This window comes from Ruegeria sp. BG7 (assembly GCF_056535685.1).
Genome location: NZ_JBQFIU010000002.1, coordinates 419,869 through 435,752, shown reverse-complemented (window position 1 = coordinate 435,752; position 15,884 = coordinate 419,869). Strand labels below are relative to the sequence as shown.

Below are 15,884 nucleotides of genomic sequence, written 5' to 3'. Positions count from 1 at the left end.
GATTTAATGCGAGAGACGCGTAAATCATTGCAGCCAAAAGCATTGTGCATGCCTATCACGACTAAACTTCTGTCGGAGGATTGCGTCACATGAAGTCCCGCACCAAGGTTGTCGTCATTGGCGGTGGTATTGCCGGATGTTCAACGCTCTATCACCTGACCCAAGAGGGATGGAGCGATGTTGTTCTGGTTGAACGCAACGAATTGACAAGTGGCACGACCTGGCATTCCGCCGCGCAAGTGACCAATTTTGGCATGAACCAGACGATGGTCGGGCTGAAGACGCATTCGATCAACCTGTATAAAGAGCTGTCGGAAAACCCAGAATACCCGATCAACTACCACCATGCCGATGGCGGCATTCGCCTCGCCAATACCGAAGCGCAGATGCAGGGTTACCGCCACTTTGCCTCGATGGCGCGGGGCATGGCAGTTGACTTCGAGGTGATCGATGCCGAGGAATGCGCCCGCCGCCATCCGCTGATCTCGACTACAAATCTGCTGGGCGGGCTCTGGGATCCGCTGGATGGCGATATTGACCCGGCGCAGCTGTGCCAAGCACTGGCCTATCACGCCCGCAAGGCCGGGGCCGAGGTCTATCGCAACACGCCGGTCACCGCGCTGACCCAACACAAGGACGACACCTGGACCGTGCATACAAAACAGGGCGATATTGATTGCGACATCGTGGTCAACGCCTGCGGTTACCGCGTCAACGAAGTCGGCGCGATGATGGGTGTGCATCACCCGGTTGCGTCTATGGAGCATCAATATTTCTTGACCGAGGACATTCCCGGCATCGCCGAGGCAGGCCACAGGATGCCACTGTTGCGCTGCCCGATCAGCGACTATTACAGCCGTCAGGAAAAGGGCGGTCTGCTGGTTGGCTTCTACGAGCAGGATTGCAAACCGTGGGGCATGGACGGGATTGATCCGAACTTTGTCAACGCGCTGTGCCCCGATGATCTGGACCGGGTCATGGATGTGCTGGAAGGCACTTTTGAACGCATGCCCGCCTTGCGCGAAACCGGCATCCGATCCGTGGTGAATGGCCCGATCACCTACACAATCGACGGCGCACCGTTGGTCGGGCCGATTCCGGGTAAGCGCAACGCTTTCTGTATCATCGGTCTGCGCGCCGGGTTGGGCGAAGGCGGCGGCCACGGCTGGTTGCTGGCGCAACAGATCGTGCATGGCGAGGCGTGTTATGACACTTGGTGCCTCGACCCCCGCCGCTTTACCGGGCACACGAATGCCGAACTGACCTCGCTGAAAGCCATCGAGGATTACCAGAACGAATTCCGCTTCCACTTTCCCCATGAACACCGCCCCGCAGGTCGTCCAGCGAAGACCACGCCGCTGACACCGATTCTGGCCGCTGAAGGGGCTGAGTTCACCGTGGTGAACGGGTGGGAGCGGGTCGACTACATCAAACCTGCGGCCGACTTTCACCCCAGCCTGACCTTTAACTTTGACGAAGCCTTTGACGTGGTCGCCGCTGAGATCAAGAACGTGCAGGAGAATGTTGGCCTGTGCGAGGTCAACGGCTTTAACCGGTTTGAAATAACCGGTACGGACCGCCATGCTTTCCTAGACCGCATGTTCTGCGGCGCGGTCACCAAACATGCGGGCCGGGTCGGTTTGGGCTATCTGCTGAACCATCATGGGATGATTAAGGGCGAGGCCACCGTGGCCAACATCCCAGCCAGCGACCGAGGTCCTGAACGGGTCTGGTACGGCTCGGCAGCGGCGAGTGAATACCACGATATGGATTGGCTGACCCGGCACCTGCGTGATGGAGAGGACGTGCAGATACGCTCTCTGACCAACGACCAGACAATCCTTGTTCTGGCCGGTCCCAAGGCGCGCGATGTCCTGTCCGCATGTTCCCGCGGCGATTGGTCGAAACAAGCTTTCCCCTGGCTATCAGTCCGAGAGTGCTTCATCGGGTTTGCTCCGGCCACTGTCATGGGCGTCAGCTTCTCAGGCGAGCTCGCCTATGAAATCCACGTACCAAACGCTTCGCTCTATGCCGCCTATCTGGCATTGTGTGCGGCGGGTGAGACGCACGGCCTGAAGCTGTTCGGGGCTCGCGCGGTGGAGTCCATGCGGATGGAGAAAGGCTTCTTGCATTGGAAAGCCGACTTGCTAACCGAGTTTGACCCGTTCGAGACCGCACTGGACCGCTTCGTCAAGTTGAGTAAAGGCGAATTTATCGGCAAAGCGGCGTTGGAAAAACGTCACGCCAGCGGCCCCAACAAAAAGCTGGTGACCCTGAAAGTCGATGCGACCCACGCCCCGGCCCACGGCGGCGCCTCAATGATGCAAGGTGACACCGTTGTCGGCACCATCACCTCGGGCGATTGGGGGCATCGGGTTGGCTTGAACCTGGCCTATGCCTTCGTGAACCCCGATCTGGCTGCTGTTGGCACCACAATGCAATTGGATTTGTACGGGGATCTGGTTACTGCAGAGGTCATTTCGTCTTCACCCTACGATCCAGACCACACCCTCATGCGCAGTTGAGGTCGCCATGACCACCGTGCCAGTATTAACTCTGGCAGGCACGGGCATTACTCGAAGAGACTGCCCGGCTGCTTAATTCGTTGGGATCGTAAGAACAAATGTACGCGTTCAGAACTTTGCAGTAGAGCCCGATCAGATGCCAACGGCATTCAGCGTGTGCATGACCCCGCGCAGTTCCGCCAATCCGCGAAGCCTCCCGATTGCGGGATAACCGGGAACTGAGTCTCGTTCTTGATCGTGCAGGATGCGATGCCCGTGATCCGGGCGCATTGGGATTTCAACGCCTTTCTCACGCTCAATACGCAAGAGCTCGCGCGCAACCCCGATCATGTCGAGATCGCCGGCCAAGTGTGCATCCTCGTGGAAACTCCGTGGATCGGCTTCCCGTTTCACTGCGCGCAGATGGGCAAAATGGATGCGGGGCCCGAGCTGACGAGCAATGGCCACCAAATCGTTTTTGGAATGTGCACCCAGCGATCCGGTGCACAAGGTAAATCCCGACGCCGGAGATGAAGAGATTGCGGCAATGGCTTCGAGATCGGCCTGGGTCGAAACAATCCGCGGCAGGCCGAACAGATCCATCGGCGGATCATCGGGGTGGATCGACAACTTTGCCCCTTCGGCTTCTGCCACTGGCAGAACGATTTCCAGAAACGCGGCGAGCTGCCGCCTGAGTGTCGCGTGATCGCAATCGTCATAGGCGGCAAGTCGGGTTCGGAACGTATCCAGCGTATAGCTTTCCTCTGACCCCGGCAGTCCGGCAATCACCGTGCGTGACAACCGATCGATCATCGGCTGATCTGCCCTCGCAAACCAATCTTCCGCCGCCGCCAGATCCTGTGCCGTATAACTGTCCTGTGCTCCGTCGCGCCGCAAAACAAATAGGTCAAAGGCAGCGTAGGCAGTGAAATCGAACCGCAGCGCCAGAGACCCGTCCGGCAAAGCAAAATTCAGATCGGTGCGCGTCCAGTCCAGCACTGGCATGAAGTTGTAGCAGATGTTGCGGATGCCCTGACGGGCCAGACGCCGCAGGTTTTCAGCCCAGATATACGCGTAACGCTCCCAATCTGGCGCGCCAGTCTTGATGTCCTCGTGCACCGGAATGCTTTCGGTCACGACCCAGCGCAGCCCGGCCGCCTCAATCAATTCGCGCCGGGCCGCGATCTCTGCGTCCGGCCATTCTTGCCCGTTGGGAACCTCATGCAAAGCAGTTACGATCCCCTGCGCGCCGGTCTGACGGATATGAGCCAGCGGAATAGGGTCTTTCGGCCCGAACCAACGCCAACTTTCCAGCATGACTGCCCCCTGTTCCCTGCGCTTAACCTGACACCGATTTGGAGTACAGAAACCCATCAAACTCGGGGTCTTCAACATCCGATAGTTCCAAAAGTGTCAACCGAACGTTTTCAAGATGCTGCCACATCGCTTGCCGCGCGCCTTCCGCATCGCGACGACGCAGGGATTCAAGAACAGCTGCGTGATCGTCCAGCCACTGACTGCGATACCCGATGTCAAATATGCGAGAATGCAACCTGTCCCACATCGGACTGGATTCCCTGAGATGCCAAAGCGTATCGATCTGATTGACCAGAACCGAATTTTGCGTGGCCTCGGCAATCTGCAAATGAAGCTGACGATCCGCCCGATAGTCGTCTTCACCGGCTTGGATCGAGCGTTTCTCCAACTCAAGCGTTTCACGCTGCGACAGAATATCGGCTTTGGTCACCGAGGTGGCCGCGAACCCGGCGATGCTGCTTTCCAAAAATTGCCGAGCTTGCAACAGCTCGAACAGGTTTTCCCACCGATCTGGCGGCCGAACCCAAGTTTCGCGCCTGCTTCAGAACGCCTATCGGGCAGTTTCAAAACAAGGCGCAAGAGCAGCTCTGTCCCAAGCCATGCAGCCGAAGAACGACGGTCCATAACCGGTTTCCCGGACCATAGTTTTCTGTGGCATTCCATTTGGGCTGAATGCGGTTTGCAAAGAACACATTAACTGCGCGCTCATCACGGCGGAGGCGCGCCACGCCGATTGACCCAACGTGTTCGAAGCAATTGTTCCGCGCCCGGGCAGCTCGGTCTTTCGCCGTAAGGTCCCGCCCCCTCACATGACGGTTCTTTGTTCGACATGCGCTGGAACGAGGGCGCGGACGAGGTCTTTCATGTTGAGGATGCCGACCTGTGTGTTGCCGCTCATAACGCGGTAGGTTTTGTAGGTGTCGCCACCCGAGATCGAGATCAGGTGCTCGAGGTTGTCGTTGACATCCACGTCGCCGTCAAACTCACCTTCGTGGGTTCCGTCCTTGTCCATCACCGAGCGCACGCGCAGCACGCGGGCGCGGTTGATGTCGCTCACGAAGTCCTCAATGTAAGGATCGTTCGGGTTCAACAGGATGTGCTGCGGCTCGCCCTGTTGCACCACGTAGCCATCCTTCAGGATCACCAGGTGATCGGCTAGTTTCAGTGCCTCGTCCAGATCGTGGGTGATGAAGATGATCGTCTTGTGCAGGTCCTTCTGCAACTCCAGCAACAGGTCCTGCATGTCGGTGCGGATCAGTGGATCAAGCGCCGAGAACGCCTCGTCCATCAGCATGATCTCGGAATCCGAGGCCAGCGCCCGGGCGATCCCCACGCGCTGCTGCATCCCGCCTGACAGCTGGTGCGGATAGTGGTCCTCGTATCCCGCAAGGCCAACGCGCGCGAGCCACTTCTTGCCCGCCGCCACGATCTCGTCCTTGGTATCGCCGCGCACGGCCAGCGCCATGCCCGCGTTCTCCGCCACCGTCTTGTGCGGCAGCAGCGCGAACTTCTGAAACACCATCGACATTGTGTTCAGCCGCATGTCGCGCAGCTTCAACGGGTCATAGTCCAATACGTTCTGCCCATTGACCCAAACCTCTCCGGCCGTGGGTTCGATCAGCCGGTTCAGGTGTCGGATAAGGGTCGATTTGCCCGACCCTGACAGACCCATGATCACTGTGATCTCACCGGCCTGCATGTCGACATTGATGTCTTGCAGGCCCAGCACGTGGGCTTCCTTCTCCAGCAGGTCGGTCTTGCCCATACCCTGGCGCACCTGTTCCATCGCGCGATCAGGATGCGCGCCGAAGATCTTGTAAAGGTTGCGGATCGAGATTTTAGGTTCAGCACTCATGTCCCGCCCTCCTTAATGCTTCTGTGCCGCTGCGACACGGGCCAGCGCCGCCTTGGACACCCGGTCCAGCACGATTGCCAGCAACACGATGCCGAGACCAGCGATCAGGCCGACGCCCAGTTCAAGATTACGGATGCCGCGCAACACCAAAACGCCCAGACCGGGCGCCGAGACCAGCGAGGCGATCACCACCATCGCAAGGCTCATCATGATGGTTTGGTTCACACCCGCCATAATGTTTGGTAAGGCCAGTGGTAGCTCGACCCCCCACAGTTTCTGACGCGGCGACATGCCGAAGGCATTCGCCGCCTCAACCACATCCTTGTCAACCAGACGAATGCCCAAGTCGGTCAGGCGGATCACAGGCACGATGGCGTACACAATGATCGCAATGCCGTAGAGTTTCGGTTCGGTAACGCTGAACAGGAAGATCAGCGGGATGAGATACACAAAGGTCGGTAGCGTTTGCAGCAGGTCCAGAACCGGCAGGATCATACGCTGGAAGCTATCGGATTTGGCCATGGCGATGCCGATGGGCACCCCCAGCAGAATACAAAGCCCGGTACAGACCAGCACAATCGACAGTGTCTGCATCGCCGGCTCAAGATGATCGATGAAGCCCAAAAAGCAAAATACGAAGATCACGAATCCGGTTACGATGGCCGAGCGTGAAACATACCAAGTCAGCACAAACAGCGCCGGCAGCATGATCCACCACGGCACCGCATCCACCGCAAGCAGCGCCCATTCCAGCATCCATGACAGCGGTTGCGTCAACGGGTCCAGCACCAGCTTCAACCCGTCCTTGATGGCAAGAAAGCCATCCTCAACCGCAGACACAAAATCCCGCGATTGTGGGATCGCAGGACAGGCTTCGTTCAAGGCATCAAGAGAGGGAAAGGGAAAAGTCGGGCCATTGTCGACATTCTCAGCATTGGCCTGCGCCAGCAAATCGGCCATCGAAAGATTTGCCCCGCCGCCAGAAGACTCGCACCAGTCACGGAGTCCCAACGCATCGAACATGCGGTCATAAAAAGCCATATCGTCCCCTTCCAACAACACCCGGGCGCCCCGTTGTATGAGGCGCCCAGATCCTTACCGTGTTTTATTGTTATTTCAGCAGCGCTGACAGTTTCGCGCGCGCGTCGTCATTCAGCCACTCACTCCAGGTGTCCTGGAAGTTGGTCAGAAAATACACCGCAGCCTCTTCTCCGGACGCGTTGTTCTCTTCCTGCCAGGCAAGCAGACCGTTCATCACGTCATTGGTGAATTGAACATTCTCCATCAGCGCCGTCTCTTCGGGGTGCGAATCCGCGAAAGTGTTGGTCACGACCGTGGTCACGTCACTGGCCGGGAACGCACCAAGCACCGGTTCTGCACATTCTTCCTGACTGTTGCACTCATGCGCTTCTGCCACATGTGGGCCTACATCGACCTGCACCATCGGGTAGCGGCCTAGAATCGAGGTTGGAGCCCAATAGTAGCCAAACCAGGGTTCTTTCGAGTCATAGGCCGAGGCAATGGACGCTGCCAGAGTCTCTCCCGATCCGTGGATAAAGTCCTCAATCCCTGCATCAGCAAAACCGGCCGCCTTTGCCATGTTGGTGCTGACCCGTTGACAGGTCCAGCCCACCGGGCAGTTGTGGAACCGGCCACCGACCAGTTCAGGATTAGCTAGGATGCCTTCCATCGTGGTCAGTTCCGGATGTTTTTCGGCCAGATAGGTCGGAATCCACCACGCTTCGACACCGCCATCGGACAGCACCTTGGCGCGTTCGATGATCGCACCGCTTTCGATCAGACCCGGATAAGCTGGGGCACCATTGGTCCACAGCTCGGTCAGAATGTCTGGCTCGCCAGTTTCCGCAACCGAGGCCAGCGCGGGCGTCGTCGCCGACGGCACAACAGTCACCGTGCAACCATAGCCTTGCTCTAGCAGGAACTTGCTGACCTGCGTCACAATAATCGCCGAACCCCAGTCCATCTCGGTAATCTAGATTTCACCGCAATCAGCCTGCGCCGCACCAGCTACGCCCATGGATACCGCAGCACTCGCCGCGAGCAGCTTAAAGTTCATTCAAAATCTCCCTAGTTGGTCACGCCCCAGCGCTTGATGGCCGTTTGGGCTCTACGGATCAAAAGGTTTCACAGATTCTGGCGGCGCTCGAAAACAAATCTTCTATTTCGAAAAAATGGTACTATTACTTTTACGCGATCGAACTAAGAGTTTTCGATTTTCGGTAGGAAGGAACGACAAAAATGCGTCGACAGTCTGCAGTTAAAGACCTGAGCCTGCGATGGCTGGAACTGTTTCAGATCTGCGCGCATAAGGGGTCGTTGCAGGCGGCGGCCAAGGAAACCGGTCTGACTATAAGTACCGTTTCGCATCATTTGCGCAACCTCGAAGACCATCTGGGTGTCGAGCTGTTTAACCACTCTCGCAGGCCTATGGTGTTGACACCGAAGGGAGAGGTTTTTCTACGCAATATTGACCAGGCTCTCTACGCAATTCGAAAAGCCAAGGCCGAGGCGTCAGCCGGAAGCATTGCTGAAGCAAGCCTGTTGCGCGTCGGGTCGGTCGAGGATTTCGACAGTGACATAATGCCTGAACTGGCCGTGTTCCTGTCGCAGCACATGCCAAGCTGCAACTTCATGTATCTGACGGATTCAAGTCACACGATAGCAGACATGTTGCGTGACCGGCATCTTGATCTGGGGATCACAACCTCTTCGAATGAGCGTATGCGCGACCTGCAGGAACGGCCTTTGCTGCGCGATCCGTTTGTAGTCGTTCTGCCACGAGGGTGCGACGCAGCTGTAGACAAAATCGTAAAGGGCCAAACCACCCTACCCTTTCTGAGATTCTCGGGAAATCTGATCATTGCACGGCAAATCGAGTCGCAGATGCGCCGTCTTGGCTTATCCCCTGCGTCCAATTTCGAATGCAGCAACAACCAGACGTTAATGGCAATGGTCGCAGCCGGGGCGGGATGGACCATCACAACGCCATTGCTGTTTTCCCGCGCCAAACGGTTTCAGAAAAAACTCAGCATGCATCGCTTTCCCGGCAAGAGTTTTTCGCGCAGTTTGTCCATTGTTGCGACACCTGATTGTTCCCGGTCGTTGCTGGAACTGGTAGATGGCAAGATGCGAGCTCTGATCACCGAGCACGCCATTTCCCGGCAGACCCAAAGCAGGGCTTGGCTGGCCGAAAGCTTCCGGCTGATCACCTGACAGAGCTGACCTAGACGAACAGCTTTTTTACCACGGGTTCAGAATATTGAACCGCGCGAATTTGGCGTTCCCGATCCGATGTAAGGTATTTCGGCTTGTGTTCCACTAAAGTTCGCAGCTTTTTGCGGATTAAGAAGTTTTGATGGCGACTGGCTGGAACAGGCGCTTCTGTAACGCCGTTGCTTAAGACAACCAGCCGTTCAGGCTTCTTTGTTCCGGTCTGTCTGACATCAGCACCAATGGGACAATTTAGGTCGATTTGATAAGAGAGGGTTTCTGGCTCATCGTAACTGCCAAGGAGTGGCGATGAGAAAGAAACCCGGAACCAAGCAGAGCCACGGCGATAAAGTTGTCAAAAACATCCGCCGCGCGACGCGCAAGCAATATACAGCTGAAGAGAAGATCAGGATCGTGCTGGACGGTCTGAAGGGCGAGGACAGCATTGCGAAGCTGTGCCGTCGAGAGGGCATCGCCCCATAGGCACAACAATAGGCGACATGAGCGCCATTGAACCGACCTGTGAATATATCCGGGAACGGCAGTTCCTTCACCGTCGTCAAGTGATCCAATCTGGATTTACTGGCCGACGCCCGCCACCAAGTGCCCTCAAGGATCAAAACATCCGGAATGCCTCCAAGCGACGGACCCAAGGCGTCAAACCAAACAGAACTTTCGAAATCCAATATTGCCAAACCGCTACATCCCAACCAGTTATCAAAATCCACACAAGAATACTCTTAGCTGAAAAGAGCTCAACTTGAACTGCGCGCGCTGGATCCGGAGGGACTCTGCCCGGCGCTAAAATTAAAAATTGTGTAAATCTAAATTTGGCGAAGAGTCGCGCAACTGAAACGGTTAGTTGCTCAAAACATCACTTAACCCACTGACCTATGGCGATTTTTTGCGTAGCCATGCGCTGATCTGGGCTCTTATCCGCGCAGAACAACCCGTTAACAAACTCTTAACGTTTTCCGAACATCTGAGTTGTTACGCAAGTTAGGCCCGACACCACCGGGCGAACAGAGCCGCAGCATTTTGGCCAAAAAGACAAGATGGGAGTCTTTGAAAATGAGCAATGGAACATACGAAGAGTTTCGCGATGACTTACGTGCGTTTGAGTCCGGTTGGGACCGCGAACGCTATGACTCCGGGAACATTCAGGACTGGCAATTGAACCAATGGGCCGGGGGCGAAGTCACCGACTTTTATCCAAACTATTCCAGTTGGTCGGACCTAACCGCCGAAGAATGGGATGCCATGTCCTACCGATCCATGAACTCACTGGGTTTTGTGGGGTATCAGTTCGGTGAGGCGCTGTTAATCGACCTCGGGTATTACACAGACGACGTCTATTACGGGAACGGCGCAGCTTCGAATACATGGGATGGAAACTGGACCGGCAAGAACGGCGTGAACTCGCTTGAGGACTTTATGACAGAGGCCGCACAGGAGCGCGCGATCCAAGAGGCGTTTGGGTATAACCTTCAGGTGATCGAAACTGGTTTGGGCTATCAGGGCGAGAGCCTCGACGACTATATCGGGACCACGCGGACTTACATCGACAACGGCCAGGAAGTGACCGTCACACTGACCATGACGGGTATAATGGCAGCCGCGCACTTACGCGGCGCATGGGGAACCCTGTCTCTTCTACAAGGCGGAGATGTCTCTGTTGATGAATATGGCACGTCTATTCTGCGCTATATCGACCAGTTCGGCGGCTATGACGCCCCTTCGCTTGCAGAGGCCATCCAGGCCTATACCGATGGCATTTTGCCAACAGAAACCGGAGGTGGGACTGACGGCGGAGATGTCTCTCCTCCCTCCGAACCACCAGCGCCGACCGACCCTGCCGGGAACGGCACTGCAAATACCGACGAAAGCGCGGCGGATGTGGTTATAACATGGGCGTGGGGCACGGATGTCACAATTCCGGACTTCGACCCGGCGACGGATACGATATTCATATCGTGGGTGGGTGCCGATGCGTTGGACGTAAGTGAGGTCAACGGAACGGTCGTGTTTGCCATCCCGTCCAACAACCAATCCACCACATTGAGCGGCGTGACCCTGGCAGATTTAAGCCCTGCAAACTTCACCATTCTGGACAGCACCGCGGCAACCGAAGTGCTGGGTCTGGTGGGGTCGGATGACACAAACTCCGGCCATGGCGGGCATGGAAGTGAAGGTGGCCACCAACACATGCATGTTACGCTCGACTTGGCATCCGACGCGCAGGTGATTGAAGGTTTTATGCCGGGGATGGGCGATGTTATCGAGCTGGGCCCGGACGTAACGGCCGAAAGCTTTGCCATATTTGAGGAAAGCGGAGATGCTCTGGGTCAGACTGTCCGCATCGAATTGACCGTTGGCCAAACGACCAAACAGATCATTTTCACCGGATTTGGTTTGTCGGATCTGGACATCAGCAACTTTTCGATCCCGGATCAGGCGGTTCTGAACGAGGTCTCCTCGGCGTTGGGTCAAATCGTCGTCACCCCGGGTGCGGGAGAAGGCTATGATCTGAGTTACGATTCTGACGGGTCGAACCCCCCTGCCTCGACAGGAGCAACAGACACGGGTGGCATCAAGTACAGGGCCGATAGCAACGCCGATGACATTACCGGGTTCCGCCCCGGCACGGATCAGTTGGATTTTGGCGGAACCTCGGTGCATGGGATGATTGTCACCAAGTCACCTTCGGGTGAGATTGTGATCGACAGCCCGTGGTCGGACGCAGCGCAAATTGTACAGGGCGTCACCTATCAGGATGTCACCATCGACGATTTCGGCGTGGTTGGAAACGAACACTTCCGTCAAGACATGGGGGGAGTTGTCAGCTGGGAACAAGGTGTTGGCCCACGTGACGCTGACACGGTCTATGTGCGCAGCCACGAATATGGCGTCCACGAAGTGATTGACGGTTTCGATCCGACCACCATGAAGATCAGTTTTCTGTATTTCGGCACGCGCGAACGTCTGAGTGTCGAGGACACGAGCGAAGGTCTGGTCATATCCTCTTTGCCAAGCGGGCAGAGCGTCACGCTGACAGGGGTCACCAAGGCGGACCTGATCCCCGGAATGGTGGAGTTTCACCACGATCAGGTGATGGAGGACAATCTGGAGGTGCCATTTGGCTTCGATCAAGACGATGTAACTCTGGTTGATCGCACCATGTTGCTGACACCCGAAGCGCCCGCCGGTGCCACGACAGATGGCCATCAGACCAGAACCGGCGATCTCACCGGAGACTCCTCTGGCACAGACAATGGTGGTGGTACAGATGACGGAACCACGGACACCGACAATGGCGAAACAGCAGGCGCTGTCACATTCGGTGCAGGTGCCGATGTGGCCGAGCTAACCTGGGATTGGGGTGTTCAGACAGAGATCAACGGCTTCGACACCAGTGAGGATGTTCTGGACTTCAACTCTCTGGGTGCAGCAGATGTCACGGTGAACGAAATTGGCGATGATCTGGTGTTTGAGGTTGTTGGAAACGGAGGCCATACCGTGACGCTCCGGGATATTCAGGCGGAGGACCTGAACCTCGGCAACCTCACCGCAGATGACTGGAACTCTATCGACGAGGTTAACAGCACGCTGGTTAACCAGCTGGAAGCATTGGGAATGTCCATAGCCTGAAGAAGAACTCAAAACGCACTCGGCCGGTTTGCCGGTCGAGTGTTAATTTGTGAAACGGCATCCTTCATTTTCCTTCAGTCAGCGGATGCCCAATGTGCAGGGGTCGTTTCTAAAGAGAGGACCCCGACCCGACTGGCCCAAATTTCTGATTGCTGAGCTGGCGGCAACGCGGCGTCTGGCAGGTCCGAAGCAGACAAGCGCTCAACGTCAAGTAAACAAGTTGGCATATTCCACTCAACCGACTGGAAACAAGCCAGGGCACCCACTAAGCTCAAATCGACCCTTCAGAAAAACCGATTGAACCGTCTGCTATTTTGGGTCGTTGTGGAGCTGGAATGCGTGTCAGTGTAGGGATCGCCGTATCTATACTTGTTGCCCTGTCGATCGGCGTGTCGACCTTTGTCGTGCATTCTTTGTGGTGGACAACGGCGCGAGAAAACAGCCGCATGCTGGCGGCTGAAATCAACGGACAGATCGCCAATACCGTACGCATCGAAGTTGGGCTGACCCTCAGGTCGGCCGAAGCAGCTTGGGCGGCAGTCCGCACGATTTTCATCCAAGACGTTATCCAGACGCGCCAGGCAGACAAGCGCGAGTTTGTGTTTCTGTCGCAAATACAGGCGCAGCCCAACATATCGTGGATCACCTTCGGCTGGCCCGACGGGAATTTCTTCGCCGCACATCGCCTGGGTGACAGCGGTCTGGAGATGATGGAAATCGATGAGAACATTCGCAACCGGATGCTTCGCAACGACCGTTATATCTTTATCCCTGGCGACATTCAGTTCGAGGAGCGGACCTTCACCGACACAGATTTCGACCCACGCGAACACGCCTGGTATCGCAACTTCATCGACCGCGATACACCGGATTGGATTGAAGTCAGGGATCTGCCGGGAAGCGACAAGACCCTATATGCCTTTGCTGGTCCCATCGACGTGCGCCGCCAACGGCAAGGCGTGTTGACGGTAGCGATTGATACCGACCGCCTTTCCCGCTTTCTGGGATCGCTGCGCCCCGGAGAGTTCGGCGCGGCCTTTATCATCAACGCAGACGGCAAAGTGATTGCCATCCCCGACCCCGAGGCGGACGAAATCACACCAGCACGGATGGGCGAAGGGGAGCTCTATGAGGTTGCCAAAATCTCGGGTGAGAGGCTGATGGCCGATGCAGAAAACAAAACGCCCGGGCCAGTGACGAAACGGATCGTTTTTGAGGATGTACCCTATGCGGTGGCGTTGACGCCTCTTGGGTTCTATGGCTGGCGGGTCGCCACTGTGATCCCGGAATCAGCCTTTCTGTCGGGCATCGACAAGACCCTGCTAAACTTGGTTTACATCCTGCTTGGCGTCGTCGTCGTGGCAATAGGTTTGGCCATCTGGTTTGTCCGTCGGGTCGTTGCAAACCCACTGTCCCGCGTGGCCGAAGACCTCAGTCGGATCGAACGTTTTGATGTCGAACAGGTTTCTCGCAGACCCTCTCGGCTGAAAGAGCTCGAAAACCTGTCCGCCGCAACAGCCAGTATGGCCGCGGGTCTGTCGGCATTCCGCAAATACGTACCAACCGATCTGGTCCGCATGCTGGTGGCGGAAGGTATCAAAACCCAACCCGGCGGCGAGACCAAACAGATATCGGTTCTGTTTTGCGATGTATCGGGGTTCACAGGTCTGACCGAAAAGCATGGCCCCAAGATCGTCGAACTTATGGAGCCATTCTTCAGTGCCGCGACAACAACCATCGAGCGTCACGACGGAACCATCGACAAATTCATCGGTGATGCGGTTATGGCATTCTGGGGTGCGCCGCGACAAAATCCAAACCATGCCGAACATGCCTGCCGCGCAGCACTTGAACTGGTGGATGTGGTCGAATCCTCGAGTTTGCAGAGCCAATCCGACAGCGCGCTGCATGTCAGGATCGGGTTGAACAGCGGAGAAGCGCTGGTTGGAAATATCGGTTCCGAACAGCGGCTGAACTACACCGCAATCGGCGACGTGGTGAACGTCGCCAGCCGTCTTGAAGGGACAAACAAAACCTACGGCAGTGCGATCATCATAGGCCCCGAAACACGGCAAGAAGCAGGTAGTGCCATTGTCATACGCGAGCTGGATACAGTTGAGATACAAGGCCGTTCTGAAGCGCTGGTGGTGTATGAGTTGATCGCTATGGCGGACAGTTTCAAAGGATCGCGCGACTGGATTGATGCCTATGAGACCGGGCTGTCGCATTTTAGGGCCAGTCGTTTCCCAGAGGCCATCACCGCATTTCAGACTGCTGACACATTGCGCGGCGGCGACATGGCATCACAAGTGATGATCAAGCGCGCAGCTGCCTATGAGGCTCGCGCTTCATAACCGGGAGTACTGCTCAAAAAACGTTTGGTCGGACAAGTAAGGTCCATTGCCATCGATGCAACGCAAACGACAAATGCAGTCGAACCGGCTCAACGGTCCCTAATGGAAAGCCTGCCTTTGTATGCGCATGTTTGACACGCATACTTCATAGAAGTATTTTCGCGTATACGGAGGCCCAAAGATGAACGCGCAGACGCGAAAGCCAACAAATCTGTCGCTTGATAGTGCGTTACTTGCAGAGGCAAAAGCGCTGAAAGTAAACCTGTCCCGTGCAGCCGAGGAAGGCGTGCGCGCTGCTGTTGCCACGGCAAAGTCTGAACTATGGAAATCAGAAAACGCGGCTGCGCTGAGAAGCTCAAATTCTTATGTTGAGCAGAACGGCCTTCCTCTGGAAAGCTTCAGGCAATTCTGATGCCGAAATACGATGTTTTCCCGAACCCTTCAGGGGATGGGTTTCTTTTGGATATTCAAGCAGATCTACTCAGCGACTTGAATACTCGCATTGTGGTGCCACTCTTGCCCAAATCGATCGCGCCCAAACCAGCGACGCGGTTAAATCCGGTTTTTGAAATCGAAGGTATGCCTGTCGTGATGGTAACCCAATTCATGGCGGCTGTTCCCGTTGGGCTACTAAAGTCGCAGGTGTGCAATCTGAACGACGATTTTGAGCAAATCACCGTCGCGGTCGACATGCTGATGCAAGGGTTTTAGTCCGATTTTGCTCCGATCGCGGTATGATTTTTAGGGCCGTAGGAAATGAGAAAGCACTTAATCTGGGGATAGACCCCCGCAGCCCCCAGAAACTGTAATTTACACCACGTTACCGCCCGGTGCAGGGCGCGCTAAAACAAGTGGGCTTCAGGACCGAAACTCTGGCAAAGACTTGCGTTGGACCAAATCGGACATACAAACGGGTACCGCGCATCTCCCAGCAGGACGAACAAACATCTGGATCGCTCATGCTATAAATCGCGA

The 15,884-nt window shown here is 56.1% G+C and carries 11 protein-coding genes and 1 pseudogene; 7 read left to right on the top strand and 5 right to left on the bottom strand.

Translation table 11 applies throughout. The annotated features are described in order from the left end of the window. Positions 1 to 89: 89 nt before the first annotated feature. Positions 90 to 2,525 carry a GcvT family protein gene (locus ACR3EH_RS19875; RefSeq protein WP_171676227.1) on the top strand — a complete coding sequence of 812 codons (2,436 nt, stop codon included), beginning with the start codon at positions 90 to 92 and terminating at the stop codon, positions 2,523 to 2,525. Positions 2,526 to 2,657: 132 nt separating this feature from the next. On the opposite strand, the gene uxuA is transcribed toward ACR3EH_RS19875, so the two are convergent. The 5 genes from uxuA to ACR3EH_RS19850 all read right to left on the bottom strand — a co-directional run bounded on the left by uxuA (position 2,658) and on the right by ACR3EH_RS19850 (position 7,660). After that, positions 2,658 to 3,821 (bottom strand): mannonate dehydratase, encoded by a 1,164-nt coding sequence (gene uxuA / locus ACR3EH_RS19870; protein ID WP_171187394.1) that lies wholly within the window; start codon positions 3,819 to 3,821, stop codon positions 2,658 to 2,660. Between the two features lie 22 nt (positions 3,822 to 3,843). Beyond that, on the bottom strand, positions 3,844 to 4,305 hold the full coding sequence (locus tag ACR3EH_RS19865; protein WP_256368448.1) for an FCD domain-containing protein: 462 nt from the start codon (positions 4,303 to 4,305) through the stop codon (positions 3,844 to 3,846). A gap of 321 nt (positions 4,306 to 4,626) precedes the next feature. Then, on the bottom strand, positions 4,627 to 5,676 hold the full coding sequence (locus ACR3EH_RS19860; RefSeq protein ID WP_171187392.1) for a quaternary amine ABC transporter ATP-binding protein: 1,050 nt from the start codon (positions 5,674 to 5,676) through the stop codon (positions 4,627 to 4,629). Positions 5,677 to 5,688: 12 nt separating this feature from the next. Next, positions 5,689 to 6,717, bottom strand: a complete 1,029-nt coding sequence (locus tag ACR3EH_RS19855; protein WP_171095564.1) for an ABC transporter permease — start codon at positions 6,715 to 6,717, stop codon at positions 5,689 to 5,691. Positions 6,718 to 6,787: 70 nt separating this feature from the next. Continuing rightward, positions 6,788 to 7,660, bottom strand: coding sequence for an ABC transporter substrate-binding protein (locus ACR3EH_RS19850; RefSeq protein WP_371810736.1), 873 nt, complete (start codon positions 7,658 to 7,660; stop codon positions 6,788 to 6,790). 275 nt (positions 7,661 to 7,935) lie between these two features. Between ACR3EH_RS19850 and ACR3EH_RS19845 the strand changes: the two genes are divergently transcribed. The 6 genes and pseudogenes from ACR3EH_RS19845 (at position 7,936) to ACR3EH_RS19820 (ending at position 15,620) form a co-directional block, all read left to right on the top strand. Continuing rightward, the gene (locus tag ACR3EH_RS19845; RefSeq protein ID WP_171187389.1) at positions 7,936 to 8,910 is read left to right on the top strand and encodes a LysR family transcriptional regulator; all 975 of its coding nucleotides are present in this window, start codon (positions 7,936 to 7,938) and stop codon (positions 8,908 to 8,910) included. 306 nt (positions 8,911 to 9,216) lie between these two features. After that, positions 9,217 to 9,384 (top strand): annotated as a pseudogene (locus ACR3EH_RS19840) (transposase); the annotation flags it as partial. A 594-nt stretch (positions 9,385 to 9,978) separates the two neighbouring features. Then, entirely contained in the window at positions 9,979 to 12,555 is a 2,577-nt protein-coding gene (locus ACR3EH_RS19835) for a hypothetical protein (protein WP_171676225.1), read from the top strand. Between the two features lie 335 nt (positions 12,556 to 12,890). Further along, positions 12,891 to 14,909: an adenylate/guanylate cyclase domain-containing protein gene (locus ACR3EH_RS19830; protein ID WP_171676223.1), complete on the top strand. Its 2,019-nt coding sequence runs from the start codon at positions 12,891 to 12,893 to the stop codon at positions 14,907 to 14,909. Positions 14,910 to 15,090: 181 nt separating this feature from the next. Beyond that, complete coding sequence (locus tag ACR3EH_RS19825; protein ID WP_171187382.1) at positions 15,091 to 15,321, top strand: type II toxin-antitoxin system CcdA family antitoxin; 231 nt, start codon at positions 15,091 to 15,093, stop codon at positions 15,319 to 15,321. Continuing rightward, positions 15,321 to 15,620, top strand: a complete 300-nt coding sequence (locus ACR3EH_RS19820) for a CcdB family protein (protein ID WP_171187381.1) — start codon at positions 15,321 to 15,323, stop codon at positions 15,618 to 15,620. The genes ACR3EH_RS19825 and ACR3EH_RS19820 overlap by 1 nt, the downstream gene beginning before the upstream one ends. Positions 15,621 to 15,884: the final 264 nt, after the last annotated feature.

What these genes read in the sequence shown, in the direction of transcription:
- ACR3EH_RS19875 (WP_171676227.1), top strand. Translation starts at nt 90, where the DNA reads ATGAAGTCCCGCACCAAGGTTGTCGTCATTGGCGGTGGTATTGCCGGA.
- uxuA (WP_171187394.1), bottom strand. Translation starts at nt 3,821, where the DNA reads ATGCTGGAAAGTTGGCGTTGGTTCGGGCCGAAAGACCCTATTCCGCTG.
- ACR3EH_RS19860 (WP_171187392.1), bottom strand. Translation starts at nt 5,676, where the DNA reads ATGAGTGCTGAACCTAAAATCTCGATCCGCAACCTTTACAAGATCTTC.
- ACR3EH_RS19855 (WP_171095564.1), bottom strand. Translation starts at nt 6,717, where the DNA reads ATGGCTTTTTATGACCGCATGTTCGATGCGTTGGGACTCCGTGACTGG.
- ACR3EH_RS19850 (WP_371810736.1), bottom strand. Translation starts at nt 7,660, where the DNA reads ATGGACTGGGGTTCGGCGATTATTGTGACGCAGGTCAGCAAGTTCCTG.
- ACR3EH_RS19845 (WP_171187389.1), top strand. Translation starts at nt 7,936, where the DNA reads ATGCGTCGACAGTCTGCAGTTAAAGACCTGAGCCTGCGATGGCTGGAA.
- ACR3EH_RS19835 (WP_171676225.1), top strand. Translation starts at nt 9,979, where the DNA reads ATGAGCAATGGAACATACGAAGAGTTTCGCGATGACTTACGTGCGTTT.
- ACR3EH_RS19830 (WP_171676223.1), top strand. Translation starts at nt 12,891, where the DNA reads ATGCGTGTCAGTGTAGGGATCGCCGTATCTATACTTGTTGCCCTGTCG.
- ACR3EH_RS19825 (WP_171187382.1), top strand. Translation starts at nt 15,091, where the DNA reads ATGAACGCGCAGACGCGAAAGCCAACAAATCTGTCGCTTGATAGTGCG.
- ACR3EH_RS19820 (WP_171187381.1), top strand. Translation starts at nt 15,321, where the DNA reads ATGCCGAAATACGATGTTTTCCCGAACCCTTCAGGGGATGGGTTTCTT.